Source organism: Methylomonas sp. MS20 (genome assembly GCF_050275925.1).
Lineage (GTDB): Bacteria > Pseudomonadota > Gammaproteobacteria > Methylococcales > Methylomonadaceae > Methylomonas > Methylomonas koyamae_A.
In genome coordinates this window covers 116,201-131,127 of record NZ_CP189962.1, presented here as the reverse complement: position 1 = coordinate 131,127, position 14,927 = coordinate 116,201, and the positions used below count along the sequence as shown (strand labels likewise).

Here is a 14,927-nt window from a genome sequence, read left to right as displayed (position 1 = left end):
GACCCGACGGGCACTTGTCTGTTTGTGCCGAAAAAGTACGGACAGACCGGTGTCCAAACGCCTTCGATTATGTGGAATACCACGCCACAGGTCCTCGCCTACGGCTCATCCGTTAAAACCCAGTCTCGAAAGTCGCCCCGCGATTCCGACCGGGTTCCCCCCGAAACCCGGCTGATCCTTACCCCTAGCCTGATGCTCAGCGCGTCAGGGCATCTGGCTCTCGAGTGCCGCCGGTCGCTGACGCAGGTTTTACCGAAAGGCCTCAGTTTAGTTTTTGATCCGTCGCGGTAAGCTGTAAAATCGCCTTTAAGCGTTGACGCCGTTTCGGCATCAGCTGGCACGCCTCACCGATTTCGTCATTTAGGAGTTCCATTTCATGAGCAATACACAAACTCACGCCGAAGTTCTGGTCCTGGGCGGCGGCCCCGGCGGTTACACGGCGGCCTTCCGCGCCGCCGATTTGGGCAAGCAGGTGGTCCTGGTCGAACGCTATCCGGTGCTGGGCGGCGTTTGTCTGAACGTCGGTTGCATTCCGTCGAAAGCCTTGTTGCACGCCGCGCAAATCATCCATGAAGCCGAGGCGATGGCCGAACACGGCGTCAGCTTTGGCCAGCCGCAAGTCGATTTGGATAAAATTCGCGGCTGGAAGCAAAGCGTCAGCCAGGGTTTGAATCAAGGTTTGGCGAAGCTGGCCAAACAGCGCAAAGTCGCCGTGATCAACGGTGTCGGCAAGTTCGCTTCAGCCAATAGCCTGACCGTCGAAAACGAGTCCGGCAGCCAAACCGTGACTTTCGATAACGCGATCATCGCCGCCGGCTCGCAGCCGACTAAAATTCCCGGTTTCCCGCACGACGACCCGCGCGTCTGGGATTCGACCGATGCGTTGAACTTGAACTTCGTGCCGGAGAAGCTGCTGATCGTCGGCGGCGGCATCATCGGTCTGGAAATGGCGACGGTGTATCACGCCTTGGGCTCGAAAATCAGCGTGGTCGAGTTGATGGACCAAATCATCCCCGGCTGCGACAAGGATTTGGTCACGCCGCTGCAACGTAAGATCAAAAAGCAATACGACAATCTGTGGCTGAAAACCAGCGTGAAAGCGATGGAAGCCACCGACGCTGGCATTAAGGTATCTATGGAAGGTAAGGACGCGCCGGAAAGCGAAACTTTCGACGCGGTGCTGGTCGCGGTCGGCCGTCGGCCGAACGGCAAACTAATCGACGCCGATAAAGCAGGCGTTACCGTCGACGAACGCGGCTTTATTCCGGTCGACAAACAGGGCCGCACCAACGTCGGCCACATTTTCGCGATCGGCGATATCGTCGGCAACCCGATGCTGGCCCACAAAGCCACTCACGAAGGCAAAATCGCCGCCGAAACCATTGCCGGCCATAAAGCCGGTTTCGATGCGTTGACGATTCCATCGGTGGCCTACACCGATCCGGAAGTGGCCTGGATGGGATTGACCGAAACCCAGGCGCAACAGCAAGGCGTCGAATACGACAAAGCCGTATTCCCGTGGGCCGCCAGCGGTCGGTCGTTAGCCTTGGGACGTAGCGAAGGCATCACTAAAATTTTGACCGACAAAACCAACGGGCGAATCCTGGGTGCCGGCTTCACCGGCCCCGGCGCAGGCGAGTTGGTGGCGGAAGCGGTATTGGCCTTGGAAATGGGCGCTGACGCCACCGACGTCAGCCTGAGCATCCATCCGCACCCGACCTTGTCGGAGACGTTTGCGTTCGCGGCGGAGATGATAGAAGGGACGATTACCGATCTTTACGTTAAAAAGTAGATAGTTTAGCGGTTTGATTTCCGATCATAATTGGCGTCGGAAATTGAATGTCCGGCAAGTTGTTTATTTGATGATTGATTTTTCCTCGATCACTTGCGTCGTCCATCGGAATGGGAAATTTCCTTCGGAATTAGCGAGGAGATTCCAGACAGGCCGCCGCGTTGGCTATAAATATTACTTTGACAGCAGGTCTGAAAATGGAAAAATTATTCAAAAAGATAAAATACTTGCCTGAATTGGCAAAGAAGTACCGAATACTTAAACACTGTAATCTGCTGGACGATAGGCTTAGCGCATCTGAGTTGGAGCAGTATTTGTACACTTGCAGCGCGGTTGGAACTCATAGAGGGTATTTGCGTTCGCTTCGCGAAACCATGTGCGTCGACCGCGAAGGTAATCCGCTCCCCTGGTACACCTATCCGGCCATCGAACAACTGGCGAAATGGGATTTTTCAGAAGCGGAAGTCTTTGAATTCGGTTGCGGCAATTCGACCCGATGGTGGGCCGGCCGGTCTAAATCGGTCGTGAGCCTGGAGGGCTCACGGGTCTGGTACGACAAAATCTTGTCTTCCAATGTCTTACCGGACAACACCACACCGATACTTGTCGCAATAGATGGGGATGAATATAGTCAAGCATTTGGCGATTACGCGGAGGCTTTGAATAATTTCGGCCAGTTCGACGTCATTATTGTCGACGGCGAATCTCGTTTCAGGACGCGCTACGCTTGCGCAAACAACGCGTTAAAGCATTTAAGAGCAGGTGGTTTGATTATTCTCGATAACTCCGACTGGCATCCGGAATCCGCCAAATTGCTAAGAGATTCAGGATTGCTTCAGATCGATTTTTGCGGTCTCGGCCCCTTGAATACCCACGCCGAGACTACCTCGTTGTTTTTGGACAAATTCTTCAGCGTTAAGCCCGTGAACGATAACGAGCACCCAGGGCAAACTATTGGCGGATTGAAGCTCACCCTGGGTTAAAAATCGCAATCCCCTCACTGGGGGTAGCTAGCGACAGATTTCCACGTCGAACACGGTACCGTTGACGGCGACTACCTTGACCTTACCGCCCACCGGGCAATCGTCGCCGTGGACTTTCCAGATCGTGTCGTCCACCTTGATTTTGCCCTGTCCGTTTTCGATGGCTTCCACCAAATTGAAGGTACGGCCGACGTATTGAGCCCCGCGCCGGTTCAACAGCGGATGATCGCTGGTTTGCGATTTGGCGCCGGCGTAACGGCGCCAAGCCAGTACCGCCGCGATCGCCATCGCCGAGAACAGCAGCACTTGCACGTTAAATCCCATCACCGGCACGACCAGTAACAACGCGCCGGTCACGAAAGCCGCCACCGCCAGCCACAAAAAGAAGAAACCGCTGACCAAAATCTCCAAGCCCAGGAACGCGACCGCGGCCACCCACCAATACCAGAACACGATGTCGAATTCGCTCATCGCACTAGCCTTTTTTGGACAAAGCTTCCTTGGCCAATTCGCCGATACCGCCCAAGGCACCGATCACGCTGGAGGCTTCCAGCGGCATTAGAATCAGCTTGCTGTTGTCGGCGGTGGCGATCTCCTTGATGGACTCGATGTATTTTTGCGCGACGAAAAAATTGATCGCCTGCACGTCGCCCTTGGCGATGGCTTCGGACACCATCAGCGTGGCCTTGGCCTCGGCTTCCGCCAAGCGCTCGCGGGCTTCGGCCTCGCGAAACGCCGCTTCGCGGCGGCCTTCGGCTTCCAGAATCGCGCTCTGTTTCAAACCCTCGGCTTTTAAAATTTCCGCCTGCCGCAAGCCTTCGGCTTCCAAAATCTGCGCGCGTTTTTCCCGTTCGGCCTTCATTTGCCGAGCCATCGAATCGACCAAATCCTTGGGTGGCGCAATGTCCTTGATTTCGATCCGGGTGACTTTGATGCCCCACGGCGTGGTCGCGTCGTCGACCACCGCCAGCAAACGGGCGTTGATTTCGTCGCGGCGCGATAGCAATTCGTCCAGGTCCATCGAACCCATCACGGTGCGGATGTTGGTCATCACCAGATTGATAATCGCCACATCCAGATAATTCACCTCGTAAGCCGCCTTGGCGGCATCCATGATTTGGTAGAACACCACGCCGTCCACCCGCACCATGGCGTTGTCCTTGGTAATGACTTCCTGCGACGGCACGTCGATGACTTGTTCCATCATATTCAATTTTCTGCCGATCTGATCGATGATGGGGACGATGATGTTCAAACCCGGCGTCAAGGTCGCCGTGTACTTGCCGAAACGCTCGACTGTGTATTCCATGCCTTGCGGCACCGATTTGACGCTCATGAACACCATCAAAATGGCGAAAAAGAACAACACTGTCACGAATAAACCGAAACCGCCCATAACTGCCTCCCGAGGCTGATGTAATTTTTTTATGATTGCCGATCCTAAGCCTGGTAATAATATAGGTTTCTTTCACCTGCCGCTAACCAACCCGGATACATGAACACTCTGATTTACTACAGCTTCAACCTCCTGATTCTTACCTTAGTCCTGTTGCTGGTCGGTTTGATCAAGCCTAAGTGGCTGCTATTTTGGATGGACAAACCCGGCCGCTTACCGATCATCTTTGTTTGCACCGGCCTGTTCATGACGTCGGCCGTGATGTACGGTGAAGGCAACAAGGAACTCCAAGCCGAAAAAGCCCAACAAGCCAAGGCCCAAACCCCACCGCCGCCGGCACCCACCGGCGGCGACGTGCCGGTCGTTAAACCGGCGCCGGCCGCCAAGCCGGCGGCTCAGCCCTAAAACGGGCCGATCCGGGCCGATCAGCGTAGAGCGTCGATCCGCCGTTTCAAATCGCTTAGATCGACGTCTTCGCCGGTTTCCTCGAAATACAGGCGGTTAAACGTTTCGGCGATGCGGCCGGCCGGTTCGGCTAAATCGGGTCTTAGCCGGCGAAGCTGATCCGCCAATTCGCTCGGACCATACCCCGGTTTGGCCATCAATCCCGCTTTGACCAAGCGCGCGACGAAGCGTCTATACAACTCGGCGACCGGGTCCCGGCGCCGACGCAATGGTTTCAACAAACGCCAGGCCAGTAGCCCGCCGATGCCGGCCAAACTGGCAAACAGCCAGTAGGCCAGCGTCAACCAATCCTGGATCCCCAGCGCCGACAGAAATTCGCGCTGACTGGCGTTATCGTAATTGATGACCCAGCGCTGCCATTGATAATCGACGTTGCTCCACAACTGAGCACCGCGTTGCAACCAGCTCAGCGCCGTTGGATCGAAATTGGAAGTCCTAAAGTTCACCGCGCCGCTGGCAACCTGCAGGTCGATATCGACGCCACGCTCGATACGTTCCGGCGCAATCGCCGCGGTCGGATCGAAGCGTACCCAGCCGCGTTCCGCCAGCCAGACTTCCGCCCAGGCATGCGCGTCGGCCTGGCGGACTTCCAGAAATCCGCCGACCGAATTGAACTGGCCGCCCTGATAACCGCCCACCACCCGCGCCGGAATGCCCGCCGCCCGCAACACGTAAACGAACGCGGTCGCGTAGTGACTGCAGAAGCCGGCCCGGTGGTCGAACAAAAACGCTTCGATCGGTTTGACCGGCATAGTCGGCGGCGTCAGCGTGTAACGAAAATTCTGCTCGCGAAAATACCCGAGTAGTCGAGTGATGAAGCGTTCCGGATCGGCATCGCCGTCGCGCAAGCGCTCGACCAGCGCTTGGATCCTGGGCGCCGGTTTGCCCGGCAGTTGCAGGTTTTCCCGGCGTCCCGAGTCGTCGAGGTCGCCGGTCCGGTAGTTGGGGGCAGACGCCAGCCGATATTCGGCGCGTTCGCCGGGGTTGTTGTCGGCCAGCAATTGGTACAAGCCGTTGCGGCGCAATTCGGGCGGGTAGCGGTAAGGCAAATCCAGCGCGTAGACCCAATGCTGGTTTTGCGGCTCCATCAACAGCGTGTAGTCGTAAATCCGAGTCGTATCGAAGGCCGGATCGGTTTCGCCGCGACCGGCGTAGGGCAATTGCTGCCAAACCACGCCGTCGGTGAAGGCGTAAATCGGCCCGCGCCAGTAACGCAGATGGGCCGGTGGCGGCTCGCCGGCGAACTTCACCCGGAACACCAGGTCGCCGGACAGACTCAGTTCGGCGATGGCGCCCGGCTCCAGCTTATTGCTCAAGCCGCTCCTGGCCCTGTCGGTATCCTGCAACCAACTCCAGCGCGGCGCCTCCAGTCGCGGAAACAATACGAACAACACCAGCGCGGCCGGAACAGCCTGGGCGATCAAGCGCCCGGCACTCCACAGCGCCGCGCCGGTGCGCGGCGTCCGGCTGTTCAACGTAATCAAGGTCGCCAAGCCTAGGACGCAGACCAGCGCAATATAGCCGGCCATCAAGATGCTTTCTTCGTAAAGAAATTGGGTAGCGGCGACGATGAACGACAAAAACACGATCACGTAAACGTCGCGCCGGCCGCGAATTTCCAACAATTTCAAGCCCAGCGACACCACGAATAAACCGGTGCCGGCATCGCGGCCGAACACGCCGCGCTGCTGACTGAACAGCAAGGCCAGCCCGGCCACGGTCAGCGCGAACAACAGCCACTTGCCCGGCAAGCAGTCCGGCCGGCCGATACCGACGCATCGCCAACCCAGCGGCAATAGGAAAAAACCGAACAGCGGCAGCGGCACGTGCCAGGCGTGCGGCAACACGATCAGGCCGGTCGATGCCAACACAAACCAGAGCAGGCGGTCGGGTAAATAGTCGGTCATACGCCGAACACCGCCAGCGCTTCCAGGCAGCGCCGATAATGCTGGGTACCGCGATCGGGCGCCAGGCGCAGATTGGGTAGCACCAAGCCGTAACGCAGGCCGGCATGTTCGGCGTCCACCACCCAGCGGCACAGCAAACTCAAGCGTTCCTCCAAATGGTGGCCGGACGCCGCTTGCAAATCCAGCCACAGCTCGGCGGCGGTATTGCCGCCGTACTGTTTGCTATGCACGCCCTGGCCCTTGGCGTAAGTCTTCCAATCGATCTGCCGCAGGGTATCGCCGAGTTGGTAGGCCCGCAATCCGTTGAACTCGTCGCCGCCGCGCGCCCGATAGCCTGCCCGGCCGTCGCCGCCGGCTTGCTCGGGAAACGGCGCGCCCGGCTCGGCCGGTTTAGGGTAAACCAGCAATGGACTATCGAAACGCAACGGCGACCAAGCCCGAAATATACCCAGCGGATAACTACTGCTGACGGTTAAAGTGCCCGGTTGGCGCCGTCCGCGCAGGGCGGCAGTCTCGAATAACGTGACGGTACGGCTTTGTTCGGCCGGCAATTCCACTGTCAAGCGACTCCGCAAACTCAACTCGAGATTTGGACGAGGTCGCCGTCCCGGTTCCAGCGTAAAAGCGTAAGCGGCCGGTTGGCCCGCGAATACCGGTGCCTGCCGCCCGGCCCGCACCACCAAGCCCGCCAGCGCCAGATAGGTATGCAGTATCGTCACGAAAAAAACGCCGGCCAACAAAAACCCCAACAAGTAGCACAGGTTGTTGCCGTAAACGTAGCCGATCAGCAATAGCACGCCGATCAAGCCAACGAACAACAATCCCCGCCGGTTGGGAATAATGAAGATGCGCCGGTGATTGAGTTCTATCGCGTCGCCGGACGGCGCTTCGCCGCGAATGAAGCGGGACAGGCGAAAGCGTTCCGACAGCTTCAGGCTCACAACACGGCAACTTGTTCGAGTATCGGCGCGACGGTGGCCGCCGAATCGACAACCCCCGCCTGCAAGCGATGGCCGGCCACCGCCGGCAACACGGCTTGCAAGTCTTCCGGCAAGACCGCCTTGCGCCGGTCCAGAAACGCCCAAGCCCTAGCAGCGGCCAATAAGCCCAATCCGCCGCGCGGCGACAAGCCGCTGGCGTAATCCGGGTGGTGCCGGCTGAAATCCAAGATGCCTTGCAGATAATCCAGCAAGGCCGGCGAAACGTGAACCTCGGTCGCCGCCAATTGCATTTCGAGCAATTCGCCGGCGCCGATCACCACCGGCAGATTGTCAATCAAGGCATGCCGGGGACGGCCGCTTAGCAATTCGCGTTCGGCCTGGCGATCGGGATAACCCAGTTCGATCCGCATCAAAAACCGATCCACCTGCGATTCCGGCAGCGGGAAAGTGCCGATCTGGTGAGCCGGATTCTGGGTCGCGATCACGAAAAACGGCCGCGGCAACGGATAGGTCTTGCCTTCTATCGTGACCTGACGCTCTTCCATCGCCTCCAGCAACGCGCTTTGGGCCTTGGGTGTGGCCCGGTTGATTTCGTCGGCCAGCACCATTTGCTTGAAAATCGGTCCGGCGTGAAACGTAAAACTCTGGCGATTGGCATCGAACACCGACGAGCCGAGAATGTCGGCGGGCAAGATGTCGCTGGTGAACTGGATGCGCTGGTACTCCATCCCAAACAGTTTGGCCAGGGTGTGCGCCAGCGTGGTTTTGCCGACGCCCGGAATGTCCTCGATCAACAGATGTCCTCTGGCCAGCAGACAGCAAACCGCCAACCGGATTTGGCGGGGCTTGCCGAGGATAATCCGGTTAGCGGTGTCCAATAAGCGTTCGAGGGCGAGATCCATCGGAGAAATGTCGGTAGCGAAAGGGCTGCGGCCGAGTATAGTCCAGCCCGGTTGCACCCGCCATCGGCTTCGTTGTATAAAGCCGACAGCCCCAACACCCATGCGATCCGGCCGGACCGCGGAGACGCTTATGAAAGACTACGACGACGTGCGCGACCAGCTTTTGAACATGCTGGAAGAGCTGGACGACCGCCTCGGTAAAATTACCGACGACGTTAAGCACATCGACCAAGCGCTGGACCGCGATTTTTCCGAACAAGCGACCCAAACCGAGAACGACGAAGTGCTGGATGCCATCGGCAACGTCACTCGGGACGAAGTCGAAAAAATCAAGCAAGCGATCATCCGCATCGACGCCGGCACCTACGGCATCTGCCAACGCTGCGGCGAGCCGATCAAGCCCGCCCGGCTGGCCGCGTTGCCCTACGCCGCGCTCTGTATACGCTGCGCCGAGCAACAGTAAACCCGCCGAGGAATCACCTTCAGTGGTTCCAGACGGATGACGCGAGCCCTCGGGCCTGAACCCCGCATTCAAAAACAACGGCCGGGCCTTCAGGGCCGCAACCATTCCGGCGGCCAGGGTTCGCGGCATCGTGACGTCCAAGCCTGTCGTTTCCGGCGGGTTCGGCGCGCATCCCCGCCGCCGATTCGGATTTTGTACTATCCTTTGCCCACCACCTTTTTTCGTTGGACCCCGCCCCATGGACATCGCAGAATTGCTGACTTTTTCCGTTAAAAACAAGGCCTCGGACCTGCACTTGTCCGCCGGCTTGCCGCCGATGATCCGGGTGGACGGCGACATCCGGCGGATCAACATCCCGCCGCTCAATCACAAGGAAGTCCACGCGCTGATCTACGACATCATGAACGACAAGCAGCGCCGGGATTACGAAGAGTTTCTGGAGACAGACTTTTCGTTCGCGCTGCCTGGCGTGGCGCGGTTCCGGGTTAACGCCTTCAATCAGGATCGCGGCGCGGCCGGCGTGTTCCGGACCATTCCGTCCAAGGTGCTGACGTTGGAAGATTTGGACGCGCCGAAATTTTTCGCGGAACTGTGTACCAAACCACGCGGCTTGATCCTGGTGACCGGACCGACCGGTTCCGGTAAGTCGACGACGCTAGCGGCGATGATCAATCACATCAACACCAACGATTACGCGCACATCCTGACCGTCGAAGACCCGATCGAATTCGTTCACGAAAGCCAGAAATCGCTGATCAACCAACGCGAAATTCACCGCGATACCTTGGGTTTTAACGAAGCCTTGCGCTCGGCCTTGCGGGAAGACCCCGACATCATCCTGGTCGGCGAGATGCGCGACCTGGAAACCATCCGGCTGGCGCTGACCGCCGCGGAAACCGGCCACTTGGTGTTCGGCACGCTGCACACCACCTCGGCCGCGAAAACCATAGACCGGATTATCGACGTGTTCCCCGCCGCCGAGAAAGACATGATCCGGGCCATGCTGTCGGAATCCTTGCAAGCGGTGATTTCTCAAACGCTGCTGAAGAAAGTCGGCGGCGGCCGAATCGCCGCGCACGAAATCATGGTCGGCACGCCGGCGATTCGCAACCTGATCCGCGAGGCCAAGGTCGCGCAAATGTATTCGGCGATCCAAACCGGCCGCAAGGACGGCATGCAGACGCTGGATCAAAACCTGAAGGAACTGGTTGATAAGGGTTTGATCACCGCGAAGGCGGCGATGACGCGCGCGGTCAACAAAGATATGTTCCGCTGAGGTTAAGGAGGGGCCATGGACTTTAAAGCCTTATTGGCGCTGATGGTCGAGAAAAGAGCGTCCGACCTGTTCATTACCGCCGGCCGGGCGCCGTCCATGAAAGTGGACGGCAAGGTCGTCGAAGTATCCAAGGGTGTTTTGAACAGCGAACAAACCATGAAACTGGTGCTCAGCGTGATGTCGCAACGCCAGCGCGACGAGTTCGAGAATACCAAGGAATGCCAGTTCGCGCTGAGTGTCAGTGAATTGGGTCGCTTCCGGGTAAGCGCCTTTACTCAACGCGATTCGGCCGGCATGGTGTTACGCCGCATCGAAACCACGATTCCTACCGCCGAACAACTGCACCTGCCGCCGGTGCTGAAAGACTTGATCATGTATAAGCGCGGTCTGGTGATGTTCGTCGGCGCGACCGGCACCGGTAAATCCACATCGCTGGCGGCGCTGATTCGGCATCGCAACGAAAACACCAGCGGTCACATCATTTCGATCGAGGACCCGATCGAGTTCATCCATCCGCACCAAGGCTGTATTGTGACCCAACGCGAAGTGGGCCTGGATACCGAGTCCTTCGAAGTCGCGCTGAAAAACACTTTGCGGCAAGCGCCCGACGTGATCCTGATCGGCGAGGTACGCACCCGCGACACGATGCAGCACGCCATCACCTTCGCCGAAACCGGTCACTTGTGCGTTTGTACCTTGCATGCCAACAACGCCAACCAAGCGTTGGACCGGATTCTGCATTTCTTTCCGGAGGAAATGCACAGCCAATTGTTCATGGACCTATCGTTGAATCTGCGTGGTATCGTCGCCCAACAACTGGTGCAGCGCTCGGACGGCAAGGGCCGCTATCCGGCGATCGAAATTCTGTTGAACACCCCGCTGGTGTCGGACATGATCCGCAAGGGCGAAGTGCATAAACTGAAGGAATTGATGAAGAATTCGCGCGAACACGGCATGCAGACTTTCGACCAAGCGCTTTACGATTTGTACGCAGCCGGTAAAATTAGCTACGAAGACGCGCTACACGCCGCCGACTCCCGCAACGAAGTCCGCCTGATGATCAAACTGGGCGCCGAAAACGTCAATTTCGAGGTCAAGGACATGATGCTGGAAGAAAACGACGACGACGGAGGCGCGCTGTATAAATAACATTGGGTAACCCGACCTTTGAAACCTCCGAATTCTCCGCGCGCCAACAAAATCGCCGCCGTCCTGCTGATTGCGCTGCTGGATGGCTGCAGCTCTCAACCCATTTCCAAGAACGCGCCCTCCGAGCGGGCTTACAGTCCAACCCGGCAAGCGCCGCCGGAACGCGGCCGTACCGCGACACCCGATTTAAGGCCGCTGGCCGAACCCGGCAACTATCGGGCCTCTTCGGTATCCGGCGATTACGCCGGATACCCAGCGCTCGGCCGTTTTATTGACGACATCAGCCAAAAGCACGGCTTCCATCGCGAATATCTGTACGGACTGTTCAGCCAAGCCAAGCGCAAGCAATGGACTCTGGACTACCTCGCCAAGTCGGACCAAGCGATGAAGGGCAAGCCGGCCAAGGGCGGCTGGAGCCGCTATCGCGCCCAATTTCTCGACGCCCGTCATATCGACGCCGGCGTCGCTTTCTGGCAAAAGTACCGATCCTCGCTGCAACGCGCCAGCCGCGAATACGGCGTGCCGGCCGAGTACATCCTTGGCATTCTGGCGGTGGAAACCACGTTCGGCGGTTTCGTCGGCAATCACCGCGTCATTGACGCCCTAACCACCTTGGCCTTCGATTACCAGCGCCGGGGCGAGTATTTCCGAGGCGAACTGGAGAATTTTCTGGTCATGACCCGTGCCGAAGGCGTGGACCCCGGCAAGCCGGTCGGCTCGTTCGCCGGCGCGATGGGCTTGGGTCAGTTTATGCCCAGCAGCTTTTTGCAATGGGCGGTCGACTTCAACGGCGATGGCCGCCGCGATCTATGGAATCCGGAAGACGCGATCGGCAGCGTCGCCCACTATTTTGCCGAACACGGTTGGCAAGCCGGTCAACCGGTGGTTTCCGCCGCGTCCGGCCAACCCGCCGCCGACTTGGAAACCGGCTTCGACAGCCGGTATTCGCTGGACAAACTGACTGACGCGGGGCTGAAACCGGCGGAATCCTGCAGTTGCGATTACCCGCTCAGTTTGCTGTTGCTCCGTCACCATGACCGCGACGAATACCGGCTGGGACACCCCAACTTTTACGTCATTACCCGTTACAACCACAGCACCCATTATGCGATGGCGGTACACGAGCTGGCTCAAGCGATCAAAAGCGGCTATTTGAGAACGGCGGGCGGGGACGGTCTTGGTTAGTCCCAAGGCCTAACGTAAGTCGTACGGTAAGTCGAATGCCGCCAAGCCCGGCCTTAAACGCACTGGCAAATTCCGGTTGCAGCGCGAGCCGGCCCGCGCGGTGTCCACCCGACTGAATCCTCACACTCCACATCCATAGTTTCAATGCGTTGCGAACCGCGCGGTTCCCACCGACCAGCGCCGACGCATGTCAAAAACCTTCCCGACATCCGCACCGTCATCATGGTCGCGCACTGGACCTTCGAACAATTCCAGGCCGGCGCTTTCAAGGCGACCATACGCAACAAGCCGATAATTGCAAAATTGATCACATTTTTAATCAAACCAGATTGCCAAATCGTAAATTCTTTCAAAGAAAAATGGCGATGCTGACATTGGACTGACCGTGGACGGTAAAGGATAGTTGTCATGAAAATTTACTTAATAACAGACGAGCAACAGGAAGAACTGGAGAGGCAACGCGACTCCCTGATCAAAACCAAATCGATGTGCGATCTGATGCTGGATATCGCCACCCAATCCGGCGACTTGGCGACTTTCGATGCTGCGCTGGAAATCGCCAACACCGAACTGGATCGCCTGGAAGTCTTCTTCGATATGCCGGATTTATGCCTTCGATAATCAAACAAGGCCATCGAGATCGAGAGCGGCACGCCGCACTTTCAGAACCCTATTGGTCAATGTCGGGAATATCTAGGTCTTGGCGTATGGCGTTGCGGGGTTATTGCGAATCCAATGAATCAACGAGCTAGCGGATAAATCCCGCGATTTCAAAAATACTCAATTCCTTGGCTCTTCGTGGTAAATTTTCGGCTGATTTTTAGCTTTCAGTCGCGCCATGACAACGATACGTCAAGACGATTTCATCCAAAGCATCGCCGATGCCTTGCAATTCATCTCGTACTACCATCCTCAGGATTTTATCGACGCCTTACACACGGCGTATCTGAAGGAGCAAAGCCCGGCCGCCAAGGACGCGATGGCGCAGATTCTGATTAACTCGCGGATGTGCGCGGAAGGCCGGCGGCCGATTTGTCAGGACACCGGTATCGTCACGGTGTTTTTGAAGATCGGCATGGAGGTGCGCTGGGACGCCAAGCTGGGCGTCGGCGAGATGGTCAACGAAGGCGTACGGCGGGCTTATCTGCATCCGGATAACGTGTTGCGGGCATCGATCCTGTCCGATCCGGCCGGAAAGCGCATTAACACCAAAGACAACTCCCCGGCGGTGGTGCATATGGAACTGGTGCCAGGCGATAAAGTGGACGTGGAAGTCGCCGCGAAGGGCGGCGGCTCGGAAGCCAAGTCCAAATTCGTCATGCTGAATCCGGCCGACAGCATCGCCGATTGGGTGATGAAAACCGTGCCGACCATGGGTGCCGGCTGGTGCCCGCCCGGCATTCTCGGTATCGGCATCGGCGGCACCGCCGAAAAAGCCATGATCCTGGCTAAGCAGGCTTGCATGGGCGCTATCGATATTCAGGACTTGATCGCGCGCGGCCCAAGCAACGCGCTGGAAGAGTTGCGGCTGGAGTTGTACGACAAGGTCAACGCACTGGGCATCGGTGCCCAAGGTCTGGGGGGGCTGACCACGGTGCTGGATGTGAAAATCCTCGATTACCCGACTCACGCCGCCAATAAGCCGGTGGCGATGATCCCCAACTGTGCAGCCACCCGCCATGCCCATTTCGTCTTGGACGGCTCGGGCCCAGCCGTGTTAACGCCGCCCAGTTTATCGGACTGGCCGGCAATCACCCAATCCGCCAGCACGGCGCGACGGGTCAATATCGATGGTTTGACCAAGCAAGACGTTGCCGACTGGAAACCCGGCGAAACCTTGTTGCTCAGCGGCACATTGCTGACCGGTCGCGACGCCGCCCATAAGCGTATCGTCGATCTTTTAAACAAAGGAGAGCCGTTACCGAACGGCGTCGATTTAAAAGATAAATTCATCTATTACGTCGGCCCGGTTGATCCGGTACGCGACGAAGTCGTGGGCCCGGCCGGCCCGACCACCGCCACCCGAATGGACGGCTTTACCGATACGGTACTGGAAAAAACCGGCCTACTGGGCATGATAGGCAAATCCGAGCGCGGCCCGCAAGCAATAGCCGCCATCGCCAAGCACAAAGCCGTCTATTTGATCGCGGTCGGCGGCGCGGCCTATTTAGTCTCCAAGGCCATCAAGCAGGCGCGTATCGTGGCCTTTCCCGAGCTGGGTATGGAAGCGATTCACGAATTTGTGGTGGAAGACATGCCGGTGACGGTGGCGGTCGATAGTCGGGGCGAGTCGATACACGACACTGCTCCCAAGGAATGGCAATCGAAGATTGGCAAGATTCCAGTCGTGACCGAGTAATTTACGGCATTACCCCCGTAGCCTGAAGCCGGCAGTCTACCAATACGCAAGGATTCGAGGCCTGGTAATTAGAAACGGGGGTAACCCCGGCACCTTAGCCGTCCACGCT

14 protein-coding genes are annotated in these 14,927 nt (G+C 58.0%); 9 read left to right on the top strand and 5 right to left on the bottom strand.

The annotated features are described in order from the left end of the window. The first annotated feature begins 376 nt into the window (after positions 1-376). Both lpdA and ACQE3D_RS00610 read left to right on the top strand, forming a co-directional pair. Entirely contained in the window at positions 377-1,792 is a 1,416-nt protein-coding gene (gene lpdA / locus ACQE3D_RS00615; RefSeq protein ID WP_313729390.1) for a dihydrolipoyl dehydrogenase, read from the top strand. 197 nt (positions 1,793-1,989) lie between these two features. Beyond that, positions 1,990-2,775, top strand: coding sequence for a class I SAM-dependent methyltransferase (locus tag ACQE3D_RS00610; protein WP_064026968.1), 786 nt, complete (start codon positions 1,990-1,992; stop codon positions 2,773-2,775). Positions 2,776-2,802: 27 nt separating this feature from the next. Here the strand turns inward: ACQE3D_RS00610 and ACQE3D_RS00605 are convergent, their stop codons facing one another. Then, positions 2,803-3,246, bottom strand: a complete 444-nt coding sequence (locus ACQE3D_RS00605) for an NfeD family protein (protein ID WP_313729391.1) — start codon at positions 3,244-3,246, stop codon at positions 2,803-2,805. Positions 3,247-3,250: 4 nt separating this feature from the next. Beyond that, a complete protein-coding gene (locus ACQE3D_RS00600) occupies positions 3,251-4,171 on the bottom strand; it encodes an SPFH domain-containing protein (protein ID WP_064026972.1) in 921 nt (306 codons plus the stop codon). Positions 4,172-4,270: 99 nt separating this feature from the next. Between ACQE3D_RS00600 and ACQE3D_RS00595 the strand changes: the two genes are divergently transcribed. Beyond that, the gene (locus tag ACQE3D_RS00595; protein WP_281021908.1) at positions 4,271-4,576 is read left to right on the top strand and encodes a hypothetical protein; all 306 of its coding nucleotides are present in this window, start codon (positions 4,271-4,273) and stop codon (positions 4,574-4,576) included. Between the two features lie 20 nt (positions 4,577-4,596). Here ACQE3D_RS00595 and ACQE3D_RS00590 read toward each other — a convergent pair whose 3' ends face one another. From ACQE3D_RS00590 to ACQE3D_RS00580, 3 genes are read right to left on the bottom strand one after another with little or no spacing between them, the layout of a single operon-like run. Continuing rightward, positions 4,597-6,543 carry a transglutaminase TgpA family protein gene (locus ACQE3D_RS00590; protein WP_313729392.1) on the bottom strand — a complete coding sequence of 649 codons (1,947 nt, stop codon included), beginning with the start codon at positions 6,541-6,543 and terminating at the stop codon, positions 4,597-4,599. Then, on the bottom strand, positions 6,540-7,484 hold the full coding sequence (locus tag ACQE3D_RS00585) for a DUF58 domain-containing protein (protein ID WP_281021906.1): 945 nt from the start codon (positions 7,482-7,484) through the stop codon (positions 6,540-6,542). Before ACQE3D_RS00585 ends, ACQE3D_RS00590 begins: the two co-directional genes overlap by 4 nt. After that, positions 7,481-8,386: an AAA family ATPase gene (locus ACQE3D_RS00580; protein ID WP_064026980.1), complete on the bottom strand. Its 906-nt coding sequence runs from the start codon at positions 8,384-8,386 to the stop codon at positions 7,481-7,483. Before ACQE3D_RS00580 ends, ACQE3D_RS00585 begins: the two co-directional genes overlap by 4 nt. A gap of 130 nt (positions 8,387-8,516) precedes the next feature. Between ACQE3D_RS00580 and ACQE3D_RS00575 the strand changes: the two genes are divergently transcribed. The 6 genes from ACQE3D_RS00575 to ACQE3D_RS00550 all read left to right on the top strand — a co-directional run bounded on the left by ACQE3D_RS00575 (position 8,517) and on the right by ACQE3D_RS00550 (position 14,818). After that, on the top strand, positions 8,517-8,849 hold the full coding sequence (locus ACQE3D_RS00575) for a TraR/DksA family transcriptional regulator (RefSeq protein WP_064026982.1): 333 nt from the start codon (positions 8,517-8,519) through the stop codon (positions 8,847-8,849). Between the two features lie 238 nt (positions 8,850-9,087). Next, complete coding sequence (locus ACQE3D_RS00570; protein WP_064026984.1) at positions 9,088-10,125, top strand: type IV pilus twitching motility protein PilT; 1,038 nt, start codon at positions 9,088-9,090, stop codon at positions 10,123-10,125. Positions 10,126-10,140: 15 nt separating this feature from the next. Continuing rightward, on the top strand, positions 10,141-11,274 hold the full coding sequence (locus ACQE3D_RS00565; protein WP_064026987.1) for a PilT/PilU family type 4a pilus ATPase: 1,134 nt from the start codon (positions 10,141-10,143) through the stop codon (positions 11,272-11,274). Positions 11,275-11,292: 18 nt separating this feature from the next. Then, positions 11,293-12,459, top strand: coding sequence for a lytic murein transglycosylase B (mltB, locus tag ACQE3D_RS00560; protein WP_313729393.1), 1,167 nt, complete (start codon positions 11,293-11,295; stop codon positions 12,457-12,459). A gap of 408 nt (positions 12,460-12,867) precedes the next feature. Next, positions 12,868-13,080, top strand: a complete 213-nt coding sequence (locus ACQE3D_RS00555) for a hypothetical protein (protein WP_071160012.1) — start codon at positions 12,868-12,870, stop codon at positions 13,078-13,080. 217 nt (positions 13,081-13,297) lie between these two features. Beyond that, positions 13,298-14,818, top strand: a complete 1,521-nt coding sequence (locus ACQE3D_RS00550; protein ID WP_313729395.1) for a fumarate hydratase — start codon at positions 13,298-13,300, stop codon at positions 14,816-14,818. Positions 14,819-14,927 lie beyond the last annotated feature (109 nt).

Coding starts and splice junctions, on each gene's coding strand:
- lpdA (WP_313729390.1), top strand. CDS start 377: ATGAGCAATACACAAACTCACGCCGAAGTTCTGGTCCTGGGCGGCGGC.
- ACQE3D_RS00610 (WP_064026968.1), top strand. CDS start 1,990: ATGGAAAAATTATTCAAAAAGATAAAATACTTGCCTGAATTGGCAAAG.
- ACQE3D_RS00605 (WP_313729391.1), bottom strand. CDS start 3,246: ATGAGCGAATTCGACATCGTGTTCTGGTATTGGTGGGTGGCCGCGGTC.
- ACQE3D_RS00600 (WP_064026972.1), bottom strand. CDS start 4,171: ATGGGCGGTTTCGGTTTATTCGTGACAGTGTTGTTCTTTTTCGCCATT.
- ACQE3D_RS00595 (WP_281021908.1), top strand. CDS start 4,271: ATGAACACTCTGATTTACTACAGCTTCAACCTCCTGATTCTTACCTTA.
- ACQE3D_RS00590 (WP_313729392.1), bottom strand. CDS start 6,543: ATGACCGACTATTTACCCGACCGCCTGCTCTGGTTTGTGTTGGCATCG.
- ACQE3D_RS00580 (WP_064026980.1), bottom strand. CDS start 8,386: ATGGATCTCGCCCTCGAACGCTTATTGGACACCGCTAACCGGATTATC.
- ACQE3D_RS00575 (WP_064026982.1), top strand. CDS start 8,517: ATGAAAGACTACGACGACGTGCGCGACCAGCTTTTGAACATGCTGGAA.
- ACQE3D_RS00570 (WP_064026984.1), top strand. CDS start 9,088: ATGGACATCGCAGAATTGCTGACTTTTTCCGTTAAAAACAAGGCCTCG.
- ACQE3D_RS00565 (WP_064026987.1), top strand. CDS start 10,141: ATGGACTTTAAAGCCTTATTGGCGCTGATGGTCGAGAAAAGAGCGTCC.
- ACQE3D_RS00555 (WP_071160012.1), top strand. CDS start 12,868: ATGAAAATTTACTTAATAACAGACGAGCAACAGGAAGAACTGGAGAGG.
- ACQE3D_RS00550 (WP_313729395.1), top strand. CDS start 13,298: ATGACAACGATACGTCAAGACGATTTCATCCAAAGCATCGCCGATGCC.